5 protein-coding genes are annotated in these 13,853 nt (G+C 67.5%); 3 read left to right on the top strand and 2 right to left on the bottom strand.

Annotated features, from left to right (window positions below; all coding sequences use genetic code 11):
- Position 1 precedes the first annotated feature (1 nt).
- Both EDD34_RS09625 and EDD34_RS09620 read right to left on the bottom strand, forming a co-directional pair.
- Positions 2-6,001: an RHS repeat domain-containing protein gene (locus EDD34_RS09625; RefSeq protein WP_170177025.1), complete on the bottom strand. Its 6,000-nt coding sequence runs from the start codon at positions 5,999-6,001 to the stop codon at positions 2-4.
- Positions 6,002-6,693: 692 nt separating this feature from the next.
- A complete protein-coding gene (locus EDD34_RS09620; protein ID WP_170177024.1) occupies positions 6,694-9,861 on the bottom strand; it encodes a LamG domain-containing protein in 3,168 nt (1,055 codons plus the stop codon).
- 342 nt (positions 9,862-10,203) lie between these two features.
- Between EDD34_RS09620 and EDD34_RS09615 the strand changes: the two genes are divergently transcribed.
- Genes EDD34_RS09615 through EDD34_RS09605 form a run of 3 tightly spaced genes read left to right on the top strand, consistent with a single transcriptional unit; the run spans position 10,204 to position 13,819 of the window.
- Entirely contained in the window at positions 10,204-11,349 is a 1,146-nt protein-coding gene (locus tag EDD34_RS09615) for an ArdC family protein (protein ID WP_211341542.1), read from the top strand.
- Complete coding sequence (locus EDD34_RS09610) at positions 11,346-12,026, top strand: hypothetical protein (RefSeq protein ID WP_123814363.1); 681 nt, start codon at positions 11,346-11,348, stop codon at positions 12,024-12,026. Before EDD34_RS09615 ends, EDD34_RS09610 begins: the two co-directional genes overlap by 4 nt.
- 11 nt (positions 12,027-12,037) lie before the next feature.
- On the top strand, positions 12,038-13,819 hold the full coding sequence (locus tag EDD34_RS09605) for a type IV secretory system conjugative DNA transfer family protein (RefSeq protein WP_123816442.1): 1,782 nt from the start codon (positions 12,038-12,040) through the stop codon (positions 13,817-13,819).
- Positions 13,820-13,853 lie beyond the last annotated feature (34 nt).

Raw genomic sequence — 13,853 nt, 5'->3', positions numbered from 1 at the left:
GCTACCTTCCTTGATAGTCATACGTGTATCTCTCATACCAGACAAATTCCTGGGACACCCTTCCCCCGAACGAACCTTCCGCGATCCAGTTCTTGGCACTATCGACATTTGGGCTGTTGTATCCGACACGCGTTGCTGACGCGAGCGTCGTGTCATTCTTTACCACATACTGAATTACAGCCGTCCGTCGGTCGCCGCCCCCTCCATTGAAGGAGATCGTCACCGGACTGGCGGACAACTCATGTGAACCCAGCAAAGCAATCGCAATGTTTTCATACTCACCGTTGCTGTAGTATTCACTCCCGAAATGGGTTCGGGCATCTGCCATGAGATTCTTGCGCATGCTCCCAAGCCCATCTCGCCCGGCAGCATATCCGTGATCCAACGGCTTCGATCCCCTGACGTAGGATCCGTTTGTCATGAGTTCGTTGATCGTCGCCTGCCTGGCACTTTGGAAATGTGCAGATTGGATATACCGCTGAACAAGGGGGTCGGCACCAGTATACGTAGTTGTGCGCGCCGCGGGATCAAGAGCGACGGGCTTGGGCTGAATCCATTTAAACCCCTCATTATAGGCCTGGTAGCGTGCGCGCAATGTTGTCCACCAGCTCCAATTGGAGGTGTTGGCAGTCGATTCAACCGTAGCTGGCCTGGGCCTGGGCTTAGCCTTCTTCTTTTGTTTGGTGATGCCGCCACCCTTGCCGTAGTTGCAAGTGTGGCCGCTGTCGCAGATCTCCCGCATGCCCGTGGGGTCGGTGAAGGTGGTGGGGTTGTTGTGGCTGTAGGCGTAGCCGTTCCATTGTTGTGGGTCGGTCAGGTCCATGACCGGGTCCACGGAGATGAATCGGCCCAGGGTTGGGTCGTACATGCGTGCCCCGATGGCGGTCAGGCCGGTGGCGTCGATGGGTTTGTCGAGGAAGCCGTGTTCGCCGGTCCAGTCGCCGTCCGCGCCACCACCTGCTCCGGGCTGGGATGCCTGGGGGCCGCGGGGTTTGCCGTACGGGTCGGTGTAGCGGTGCACTCGATGTGCGGGCCCGTCGACGTTCGGGATCTGCACGGTGCCGGTGCCTTGTTGGTCGGAGATGATCGTGTCCACGTCGGCGAAGTTGTAGCCGGTGCGTGTGGCGATCGTCATGCCGCCGAAGGTGTAGTACCGCTGGCCGGAGACGGTTCCCGTGGAGTGGTCGAGGGTGAGTTCCTGGTGCCCGAGGTAGAGCGTGGTGGCGCCGTCCTGGGTGCGCAGGATGCGCTCTCCGTCGGCGGTGTAGACGTAGCCGTCGGCCTCGTCCTGTTCGGCCGTCGAGATGGTGCCGTCCCCGTCGGTGTCCTCGGCGACTGCCGCGAGTTCGCCTTCGGCGTCCCAGGACAGTTCCTGGAGCGTCTGCCCGGCCTGGTCGCGGCCGGTCATGTTCCCGGCGTCGTCGTAGGTGAAGCTGCTGGTGCCGGTCTGGGCGCCGGTGTGCTCGACTTGGGTGACACCGTGCGGCTGGGTGCCGGCGGCGCCGCCCGCCTCCGGGTAGTCGTACGTGCTGGTGATGTCGCTCCCGGACCCGACGGCGTGCTCCACGACGCTGGTGCGGTTGCCCACTGAGTCGTGCGAGTACGTGTTCCAGTAGGCGGCCGCGCCACCGAGGATCTCTGAGGTTGGCGCGGTACCGCACCCGGCCGTGGCGGGCGTCCACGCCTCCACGAGCCGGCCGAGGCCGTCGTAGTCGTAGCACTGACGGTCGTGTGCGCGGCCTCCGAGGTCGGCGGCGGGGGTGTCGAACACACTGGTGAGGTTACCGGCGTGGTCCCACGTGTAGGACGCACGCCGCACATCCACTGCGACGCCGGAGGGGTCTTCGGCCACCACGGTGGACTTCTTGAGCCGGTTGGTGCCGAACTCGTAGTCCCAGTCCTGCACGTAGGCGTGCGTGTTCCCCAGCGAGAAGCGTGCAGGCTCTCCAGTGGGCTTGTAGTCCGCGGCGGCCACATAGATCCCGTGCCGGTCGCTCTCCAGGCCGCTGGGCTGATCAGCACTGTCGTAGGCGAGATTCATCGTCTCGGACGGAATTCCCCCGCCGAACTGGTACCCCGTCTTGTCCGGCAGGCCGGAGACCGTGTACTCGTAGGTCGTCGTCCACGACCGGGCGAGTTCTCCCAGGTCCGTACCATTCACGGTCTGCGGAATGGTGGTCGTGGTCGCGGTGGGCTGGCCGTGAACCTCATACCCGTCCACGGTCGTGACGATCTCGCTGAGGTCCGTGCCGGTGCCGACATACCGTGTCGTGGACGCCGGCTGCCCCGGCACCCTCGTACCGTCCCCAAGCAGGTCGTACGTCCACTCGGCCCGCACGGTCCCGCTGGTCCCACCTTCACGCATCGAGGTCTTGCGCCCGAGTGCGTCGTAGGTGTAGCCGAGCGTCTGCCCACGCGCGTCGGTCGCCGTCTCCACACGCCCGAGAATGTCGTAGGTCGTCAGGGTCTCGCCCTTGTCGGGGTCCGTGGTCCGGGTCTGCCTGCCACGCAGGTCGTACTCGTAGGTCCACCGGTTCCCGGCGTCGTCCACGGCACGGGTGAGCCGGTCGGCGGCGTCGTGCGTGTAGGTCGTGGCGATGTAGTCGGACGACGGGGTGGTACCGGTGTGCTGCCGGATCGCCGTCGTGCGCCCGCGTGCGTCGGTGATCGTGGTGGTGGGAGTGCCGCCGTCAGGCGGGGTGACCAGCGTGCGGTCTCCGCGATGCTGGGTGCGGGTCTCCCACTTGAGCACGTAGGTGCCGTTGTCGTAGTCCTCGGCGTCCTCGTCCACCTGGAACAGTTCCCGTGTCGCGCGGCCCGCGCCGTCGTACTCGGTCAGGGTGCGCCCGGGTACCGCCGCCGACGTCGTCAGGAGCTCGAACGCCGGGTCACCACTCGTGTGCCAGGCGTGGTTGTTCAGCGTGGCCAGGCCCCGCGTGTCGTACGTGGTGTCCGTGACGACCCTGCCCGTGGCCAGGTCCGATGCCGAGGCCGCCTGCGTCTGACGTTCGCGCAACAGCCCATCGTAGATCGTGAAACTCCGGCGGTACCCCGACCCATCCTGCGTGAGGGTCTCGGTACGTACCCCGTTGACGCCGGTGTCGCGCACGCCGTACCAGTACTTCACCGATGCCGTGTCCTGGCCCTTCACCCGGCCAGGCTTCCACACCTGCCGCAACCGGCCAAGCGCGTCATACGAGCCCTCCGTGACGCGCCCGTCCGGGCCGGTCACCTTCGTCGGCACGCCCCATGCCGGATCAAGCTCGGACACGGTCTCGTGCGCGGCCAACGGGCCAGAGCCGCCGTCCGGGTCGGGAGTGGTGACCGTGGTGCCGGTGGTCAGGTTCTGCACGGTCGCATACGACGTCGAGGTCACGTTCTCCTGCGCGTCCTTGACCGTGACCGGTCGCCCGAAGGTGTCGTACGTCGTGCGCTCCACGTCCACGTAGGACGGCGATCCACCCGAATAGGACTTCACTTCCTGCGAGGCGGTCACCCGGCCCCGGGTCGGGGCATCGCCCACCTGACCGCCGTCGTAGGCGTAGCGCTGGTCGGCGATCACGTCCGCGGGACGCGAGGGCGTGGCCGCGCACTTGACCGCGACGGTCTCCTCGCGACGGATCGTGTCCAGGATGTTCTTGTCCGGGTTCGTAACATAGGTGGTGCGGGTGCACGTGTCGTCGCTGCCGGTGCCGATGTCGCCCAGATCGCTGACGGTCTCGACACGACCGCGGGAGTCGTAGGTGGTGTTCACCTCACTGACCAGATCTCCTGCCGCGCGGTCCGGCGCCGTGGTCGTGGTCCGGGTCTTCTCGATACCGGTGTAGTACGCCTTGTCGCCGTCCGCGGACGTCGCCGTCGCTGTGGATCGCCAGGGCGTGTTCACCGTTCGGTCCACGACCGCCGAGCCGTTGTAGGTGATCTCCTCGCGAACCATGCCGGACCACTGGTCCAGGTCATTGATCCCGTCGATCTGGACCGACTTCGTTCCCCCGGTCGGGCTCTGCCGGTCACCGTGCATGCCGCGGAAGTAGCGGTAGCGGGTGTGCAGCCGCGTGATGTCGGGGTTGCTCACGGTGTCGCCCGTGTACTCATCGACCGTGGCGTAGCCTCGCCAGTCGGACCAGGTGCGGTGCTTCTTGAGGGTGAGTTCGTCATCGACGTACCGCCACGCCGCATTGCCCGGGTAGGAGTAGGACGTGACGGTCGGGTCGGACCCGCCGTCACGGGAGTCCTCGGTGACCTGCTTGACCACGTACTTGTGGAACCATTCGCGGATCGGGTCCTCGGCGCCCTCGGGAGTCCACCACACCGGCATGCACCGTCGCGTGTTCGTCTCCGGCGCCGAAGGCGTGTCGGATGACGTACAGTCCGGGTCCGAGTACACGACCGAGATCATCGCACCGGACTCGGTCCGGATCTGCCCGATCCGCATCCGCGACATCGCCGACCGGTCCAGCCCTGCCGCGACACGGTTGTCCATCTGGACCGAACCGAACTGCGTGGCCGGCAGCGTCATCGCGTTGCCGGTGCCGTTGCCGGTGTGCTGCACCTGGTTCAGCCACAGCGCGTCCAGGCCGTCACCCGAATCCGGGAACGAGTGCGTCAGCTCCCATGAGTCCACGCTCCGCAGTGTGGTGTCGGCCTGCTTGATCAGCGTCTCCACTCCCGTCAGACGCTTGCGCGTGAAGAACGTGGGCGCCAGCCGGTTCTCACACGAGTCTGCGGTCGTGGAGCAGATGAGGTTTTGCGGCACGTCCGGCCAGTGGTCGCGCGTGTCGGAGTTCAGGGTGCCGCAGTCGAAACTGCTGGTCTCGATGCACCGCTCCGCATAGGTGAACACCATCCGCGCCTGCGGGTACTTGGTCAGCGTGTCCGCACGCGTCCCGAAGTCGATCTGGCGCAGGAATCCGCCACGCACGTAGTCGGCAGCCGCAACATCGGTCTCGTTGTTGTTTCGCCCGTAGTTGTTCCACTCCCGGCCATACCGGTAGGTCATGGAGTTTCCTGACGTGTCCACCACGTAGTCCAGGTTCCACCGCCAGGCCTGCTTGCACGAGGACTCGGCGAACCCGCCGCCGGATGCCGACTTGTAGCACGGCTCCCCCGGATGGTTCCCGAACACCGGTACCGTCCAGGCCGAGTACAGGTTCGAGATCGGGTCGTCCGCGGCGCGCTTGTCCCGCCCGAACCAGTACTGCGTGCCGTCACTGGTGGTGACCTTCCAGTACTCCTTGTTGTTGTCCCCGTTCCAGCCGCCGGTCAGGTGCTCGACATTCGTGTTGTCGTCCGCCTCCAGGTGCCAGTCACCGGTGCCCTCATCCTTGACCAGGTCCGAAGCCGTTCCACCCAGCACGAGGGTCGCGTTGTCGTTCTTCCAGCACAGGTCGCCCGAGTCATGATCCTTGTTGTTCGGGTCCTGCCCGCCCACCGCGGCCTGGTCATCGGTGCAGGGAACGAACTTGCGCTCGATGTAACCACCCGCCGACAACTGCCAGCCCTCACCGATCTCGGAGGTCTGCGTGTTGACGGAGGCCACCATGCCGTCCACCGAACCGGAGTCGTAGGCGAGTGACACGTCAGGAACCAGCCCGCCGGCAGTGTCGGGTGCGCGCATCGGGTACGACCACGTGAAGGAACCGCTCGAACCCGACGCCTCCCAGGAGGCTGCGCTGGACAACGGCGTCGCCTTCCAGTCGCCCTCGTCACCGCTGTCGCCTGCCGCCACCGCCAACACGACGACCTGCTCTGACGCGGAGGCCTCCGCCGCACGCAGTGAGGTAGTCCTCTGCTGCCTCGTTGAGGTGTCCGCAGTCTCGGGAATCTCGATCACGCCAGAGACCACGTCTTCCGGCTGATCGGCGGGATCGGTGAGATCGGCCCAGGTCTGGCACTCGGTCTCCGTGGGCGTGGTCAGAGCGCAGGCAGGCAGTTCGACCAGCCGCAGCCGTGAAGCGATCTCCGTGCCGCTGCCAGCCAGCGCACTGGTGTCGACGCTCACGAGCGCCGGTCCCTGGGCGGGCCGTTCACCCTGTCCGGGCCGGACCGTCAGCACCGCCTCGACACCAAGCCTGTCCGCACGCTCGGCGTCAAGCGTTGTGACGTGCGCGCTTCCCGCAGCACCACGGTCACTGTTCAGGCCTGCGGCACGGGCCGCCTTGTCAGTCGCGGCCTCGATGCCGACCGACAGTCCTCCGACCTCGACGCGATCAGCCGCCCGCCCAGCGGACCGGCGTTGGGTTGAAGCAACCTGTGTACTCGCCGCAGCTGCACGAACCGGTGCCAGCGGTTCAGGCTTGCGGGCAGCGGGCACGTCAACCACGGCATCGGCGCCGTGCTGTGCCTGCGATTGCAGCGGCCGATCCATGTCGATCTCACCGATCGCGTTCTCGGCGAACTCGCGATCGTGCTCCGCCCGCTCATTCAGGGTCCACGACTGGCGCTCAGCAAGATCCGGATCCGGTGCAGCGGCAGCCGGCAGAAATGGGAGGGCGACCGCCAGGGCGACGGTTGCCGCAACAAGGCCGACGGCGCGGCCACCGCGACGCACCGACCTGGGCCGCGACGGCCGGTCAGGGACGGTGCTCGAGTAGTTGGTGCTCACCAGCGCTTCTCCTTCAGCCGTCCCCCGCGGTCCGAAACCGCGGCGTCGCGAGTACTTCTGCCCGTGTGTCACTTCGTCCCCGTGCCGCCTCATGCGGTTTCAGTTCCCTTGCAGATGCGGTCCAGCCGCTCCGCGTCCACCAGCTCGCGGTAGACGCGCACGTCGTCAACCGCGCCGCGGAACACCCATTCCGGCGTCCCTGCACGAATCCCCGAGCCGAGCCGCATCGGCCCCGGCGCCGTCCAGGTCACCGGGTCCGCCTCGACCGTCACAGGTTCCGGTGTCGCCAGGGACTCGGTCGGGTCACACACCCGCACGCTCAGGGTCGGTTCCGCCGGATCCGACACGTCATACGTGCCCACCACGTGCACCCACTGACCCGCGACCGCAGGAACATCGGACCGGGCCGCCTGATGTCCCGCACCGGTCGAGTCGTCGTCCTTGACCCACAGACCCCAGCACGGCAGCTGCAGGCCTGTGTCCTCATCGACGTCCGTGTTGCAGTTCGCGTTGTCCGTATATCCGAGGTGGAATGCGCCGCGGTTCTCACCTTCCTGGGAGACAGCGGCGCCGACCCCGGAGAAGTCGTCCGCGGGCTTGAGGAACGCCATGACCGTGTAGGACTGGTCGATCGCCACCGCCGGGCCCTGGGAATGAGCGAACCCGGTCCCGTCGAACACCAGCGACCGATCGTTCTCGAAGCGCGTGTCATTCGGGTCGTCCGGATCGGCGAGCGTCTCCCGCCACGCACCTGTCCCCCACGTCACGCCGGAGTCCCAGGTCAGATCGCCTGCCGTTGGAGTGGTTGTCACCTCGTTGGCGGCAGTGGTTCCGGTCCCTTCGTCCATGTGCCAGAGCCCGTCCCGAGCCGGGTAGGCGACCCAGAACTCGTACTTGGAATCGTCCGACCAGAGCCCGGCCTCGTCCTTGGACTGAACGACCACTTCGTTGTAGCCCGGCTGACTCGGCGTGAACGGTACCGACTTCGAGTTGCTGCCCGACGTCGGGATGGTGCCGGCCTTTTCTCCGTTGTTGAACGAGTACTTGTACGCCGTCAGGTCATTCGATCCGTTCGCCTTGAACGTGAACGTCCCCGGCGTCCCCACCGCCCCATGTACCCCTTCGGGCCAGCCCGGGTACTGAGCAGAGGACACATCCGGCGAGTTCGGACCAGTCACGTCCGGACGGATCCAGCACGTCGTGTCCGACCACGCGGAGGTCTTGCCCGACGAATCACGTGTCCGCGCGTGCCACTTGTAGACCGTCTGGCTCGCCAGGGCCTTGCCCGAGGGCACCTGCACCCGATGAGTCGAAGTGCTCGCCTTCAGACTGGTCCAGCCCGACTCCCAGCGCGGCGTGTGACTTCCCTGCGGGATCACGCGGAACTTCACCTGAACCTTCTGGTTCCACGGCGAGACACCGTCCGGGTCGGTTCCACGCGCCTGGAAGTACGGACGACGCGTACGCACCACCGTCGGATCCCCCGACCACGTCGCGCAGTCCAACTCGCTCCCGGTCGAGGACACCTTGGTGCGCATCGACGCGGTCGAAGGCATGATCGGCGGACGGTTGAACCACACCGTGAACGTCGCCTTACGCGACGTACCGTCATCCAGTTCGCTGGCCACATACCGCTGCCACTTGGTCTGGTCGCCCTCGTCATTGGCACGCAGACCCAGGGTCAGGTAGTTCCAGTTGTTGTTCGCCACCACCTGCGCGGCTGCCTTCGCGCTCCAGGACACGCGATACGACTGGTCGGCGCACCCGTTCCGGTGTGTCACCTTCCGCTCGGACAGCTTCTTGTCCGAGGCCCATGAGCCCTTCGAGTTCCAGTTCGTCGAGGACGACACCACGTTCGCGCCTGTCCGGTACAGCGAGACCGAGTACTTGTTGCACGTGTACGAGTGCTTGCCCACTGCGGAGAAGCTCGCGCCGGACACGTGCCCACCCGAGACGCCATCGGGCAGGCCGGACATGTTGAACTCGAACAACAGCCGCGAGATGCTGTGCCGGTCACACACCGGGTAGCCCGTCGTCGGGCACAGGCCCACGCCCTCCGAACCCTTGTACTGGTACGACGAGGCGCTCTCCGGCCACCCTGACCGTACCGCCGTCCACTGGTGCAGCCCGCCCTTGATCGACGGGTCGACATGAAACGGGCCCGTCGCATCCGGGTCGGCAAACATCGACGGCTCGGCCGTTGCAGTGACCGTGCTCCCGTCCGCAGCGATCTGCACGTCCATGTCCGTGACCAGATCACCATCGAGCGGAGCGACCAGACGGTCCACGCTCCCCGTGGGCTCCTCCTCGTCCACATCCGAGGTCAGCGACGCCGCAGCGCTCGAGCGTTCCGCAGCGAGTTCGGTCTGGCTCGCCGAGGAATCCCACTGCTGCGCACGCCCCCCGGAGAACACCTCCACGCCCGCTTCACCGCCGCCCGCGGTCGGATCGACGACTTCGAACTCGCCCGCCGGCACGACCTGCCCATCTCCGGTGTCGACCGGATCAGGAGCCTCGATCCGCAGGTCATCCGACACTGCCATCTCGAACGAGACCCCGACCCCGCCCGACGCCTCATCCAGCCGTTGATACGCGTCCGCATCATCGATCTGCAGCACCGGCAGCAGGCCCGTCCCGTCGCCATCGACAGTCACGACCACCCGCGCGCCCGGCACCTCCTGGCCCGAGGCCGGATCGATGAGCGGCATCGTCGCACGCGTCTCATCCTGACCATCCACGACCGGTTCACCGACGGCAAAGGGCAGACCCGGCAGACTCACCGACAGGCTTCGCTCGCCCGCAGGCGCGGCAGGCTCCTGGCCAGGAACATTGTCCCAACCCACGTCGCCCGCGACACCAGCCGTATCCGCCAGCACCGCGAACGGCTCCCCAGGCGCAGCCGCGCGGATGTCGATGTCATAGACGCCACCGGCAGCAGCAAGCCCCTCCGAAGCCTCCGGATCCGGAACCAGCACGCCCGACGCGGGCCGCCACACGCCGTCAATGCGAGTCCTGGAAGCCTCAAGCGAAGACTCCCACCGATACGTCCCGTTCGGCTGCATGAAGTACGTATCCCAAGGCGTCCTGGCCGCAGCAACCTCAACCTCATGACCGCAGGCGACCGCCACATGCACCGGATCCACCGCCGGATCCGTGACCACATCGACGCACTCGACCGGCTCATCCCCAGGAACCACATCGTCAGCCACCACGGGCGGCGCCACCGGCAGCCCCAGCACCGCGCCGAGCGCCAGCACGGCAAGCCCAGCAGGAAACACCCGACGTCGGACACGTCTTGAAGAACGACTCATCCGACGCACCTGCATGACACGGCCTCCCGACCGACGAGAACAAAGACGCGCCGGATCATGCCACGCACAGGAGAACTTCAGGCAACAATATTCACGAATATCGCCGATGCCTGGCTATAGCAGGATGAAACTTTTCACCCGGCCGCAATCGGGCAACGGCTAGATCTCGCGAAATCGCAGCCGCATGCGCAACGCCGTCAACCTTCACAAAACGCTCACACTGACGTCGGCGACTGGCCGGCTGGAGCGGCCTGTGCACCTACCTCCCACACCGATCGGGAGGCCACGATGCGCAATGACGACCGGGCACCAGACGGCAGGGCCGCGGCCCGGCAGGCGAAGCTGGATGCGCTGCACGAGACCCTGACCGACGCCGTGCACGCGCTGGTTACCGGGGAGGATTGGCAGCGGGCGATGGTGTTCGCTGCGAGGTTCCGTAGGTACAGCTTCGGCAACTGCATGCTGCTCTACTCCCAGAGCCTTGCCGCGTACGAGGCCGGGCTGCTGCCGGTGCCGTATCCGCGCTATGTGGCCGGGTATCGGGCGTGGCAGTCGCTCGGCCGCCAGGTTCGCGCGGGTTCGCGGGGCTTTCAGATACTGGCGCCGGTCACGGCGCGTGTGGTCGTGACTGATGATGGCAGCTACCGCCGCCTGGATAAGGGTGAGAAGCCCGCCCCAGGGGAGATGGTCGCGACACGCATGGTCGGAGTGCGGCCGACGACGGTGTTCCCGGCCGAGTTCACCGACGGTGACGCTCCGATCCCGGAACCGCCCGCTCCGCGGCTGTTGCAGGGCGAGGCACCGCCTGGGCTGTGGGACGGTCTGGCGGCGCTGATTCGGGCGAAGGGCTTCGCGCTCGATGACGTCGCGACAGCCGCTCAGATCGGCGGGGCGAACGGGGTCACGATGTGGGGGCCGGACAAGATCCTGGTTCGCGCGGACATGGAGCCTCTGGCGAGGGTGAAGACGCTCAGTCACGAGGCCGGCCATCTGTACGGGCATGCACCCGATGACCCTGATGTGCCTGCCCATCGGGGGATCGCGGAGATTGAGGCCGAGTCGGTGGCGGCGTTCGTGCTGGGGGCTCACGGTGTCGATTCGGCGGACTACACCGTCCCGTATGTGGCGGCCTGGGCGGGGAGCGTGAAGGACGTCGATCCGGTCACCGCGGTCCAGCAGACCGCCGCGCGGGTGCGGACGATCGCGTTGCAGATCCTGGACGGTTTGGAACCGCAGAAGGTGTCCGACGGCGATCCACCCGGCCTGGACCGCTCCACCGGTCGCACATCACCGAGCCGCAGCGAAGGCCGCAGCACCCCGGTCCCCTTGTCGGCCGCGTCATCGCAGGCTCCCGTGACAGGTGAGGAGCTGACGCGCCGGGGGCTTCCTCTGGCACAGGATTCTCCTCCCCGAGCCGAAGGGATCGGTCGATGAGCGCCGCAGCTGAGGTGGTGATGGATGTCGATGACGAAGGCCACGTCACCGTGATGGTCGACGAGAACCCGTGGATCCCGCCGGCACCGGGCGGTGTCCTCCCAGAAGGCCAGATGGGCCGCTGGGATGTGCCGTGGATCCTGGACCGTCTTCTGGCCGAGCACGGCGGCCCGTTGAAGGTCGTGCTGCACGATGGTGGACGGGTCTTCTCCGACACGGTCACCCGTGACCGTCTCGCCTACCTCGGTCCTCGGCCGACGGACCGCCCGAAGCCACCAGGCGGGCCCACGGCCACACCCGCGACCATGCCGCCGGGCTCGCCGAGCCGCCTGGGGCGCCCATCGCCAGGCTGGTTCGAGGCCGGCGGCTACACCCCCGGCGAGCAGGTCGCCGTCGCAGTGATCGTCACCCGCTTGAGCGCCGACGAGCACGGCGGTGTCGGGTTCACGCTGCCCGCGGCGCTGCGGGCGATGGTCGGGGACGTCGTCGCGATCGGTGAGGACTCCCGGGAGATCTACGTCAACCAGGCCGACCGCGAACCGGCGACCCTGCGCGCCATCCGCGACGCCCTCAACAGCCCTACCGCCTCCGGTCCGAAGTCGCGTCCGCGGGCAGGGCTGGACGACCTGAACCATGCCTTTCGCCGGCCTGCCGGTGGCCCAGAACTGTCGAGGTGACCCCGATGACGATGAACACCACCCGTGCCGGCGGCCAGGAACTGACCAACCTCGCCCTGATCGCCCTGGCCGCCCTGCTGACCCTGTCGGCCATGCTGCGGCTTGCGGGGAACATGGCCGCGTTCCTCACCGGCCGCCCCATGCCCGCGGGCGGTCCCGCCACCGGGCTGAAGGTCCTGACCGACCCCGCCCACCCCGGCACGGTGCTCGGAGACACCGGTCTGAACGCCGTCGTGTACTGGATCGCCGTCGTCGTCCTGATGTCCGCGGCCGGGACGGCGGTGTGGTTCGTGTGGCGGATGGTGGTCCGGTTGCGGACGCCGTCGGCCCGCCGGGACGTTCGGGCCGGGCTGGCGTCGTCGTCGGACCTCGCGCGCACCGGGTCCCGCCGGGCGCTGGTGAAACGCTCAACGACGCTACGCCCGTCGCTGGACCAGGCTGCCCCGGCCGACGTCGGCTACCTCCTAGGCCACGCACGCGGACGAGAGCTGTGGGCGTCGGTCGAGGACTCGATGCTGATCCTCGGCCCGCCGCGGTCGGGCAAGGGCCTGCACCTGGTCATCAACATGATCCTCGACGCACCCGGCGCCGTCGTGACAACCTCGACCCGGCCAGACACCCTGGCCGTCACGATCGCCGCACGCCGGCAGGCCGGGCCGGTGGCGGTGTTCGACCCGCAAGGACTCGCCGGCGACGCCGGGGCCGGGCTGCGCTGGTCACCGATCCGCGGCTGCGAGACACCCCGCCGGGCCATGGTCCGCGCAGCCGGGCTGGCCAAGGAGACCGGGCTGGGCGGCAAGGGCGTGGAGAACGGCGGCTTCTGGGAGAACACGACCCGCGGCGCCCTACAGGCCATGCTCCACGCCGCAGCCCTTGCCGGGCGCACGCCCAAAGACCTGTACCTGTGGTCCCTGTCCCCCGCGGCCGCGCAGGACGCCGTCGCGATCCTGCGCGCCCACCCGGCCGCGGCGCACGGGTGGGGCGACGGCCTGGACGGCATGATCAACGGTGACCCGCGCACCCGCGACAGCCTCTGGATGGGCGTCGGACAAGCACTGGCCTGCCTCGCAGACCCCGCCGTCCTGGCCGCCGTCAGCCCCGACCCGGCAGAGGTATTCGACCCCGAAGCCTTCCTGCGCCAGCGCGGCACCCTGTACCTACTCGCCACCGGATCCGGAGCCTCCGCCTCCAGCGCTCTGGTCGCCGCACTGATCGAAGACCTCACCGAAACCGCCCGGCGCCTGGCCGCACGATCCCCCGGACAGCGACTGGACCCGCCCCTGCTGCTCGCGCTGGACGAGATCGGGAACATCACCCCGTTGCCGTCCCTGCGTTTCCTGATGGCCGACGGCGGCGGAACCGGAATCACCACCGTCCCCGTCTTCCAATCCCTCGCCCAAGCACGTGACCAATGGGGAGCAGAATCCGCCGCAGCGATCTGGGACTCCTCCATCGTCAAAGTCGTCCTCGGCGGCACCTCCTCGGCCTCGGACCTGCGCGACCTGTCCGCACTGCTGGGCGAGAAGGACGAAACCACCGACTCGTGGACCATCGGCCACGACGGATCACGCTCCGTACAGCGGTCACTACGCCGGGTACCCGTGCTGCCGCCCGAGGCGATCCGCACCCTCCCCTTCGGCACCGGACTGGTGCTGCTGCGATCGACGCCGCCGATCCTGGCCCGCCTGCGGCCGTGGACCAAGCGTGCGGACGCCGACCGGCTCGCAGCAGGTCGAGCCGCAGCCGAGACCAGCCTCGGCGGCGTTGGCGCCGAGGCTGAGGGGAACGCATGAACCGGCGCTGATCAGCCGGTATCGACTCCAGTCA

This window comes from Myceligenerans xiligouense, from assembly GCF_003814695.1.
Lineage (GTDB): Bacteria > Actinomycetota > Actinomycetes > Actinomycetales > Cellulomonadaceae > Myceligenerans > Myceligenerans xiligouense.
Note: the sequence above shows the minus strand (reverse complement) of the source record. Positions and strands in the feature narration are given on the sequence as shown.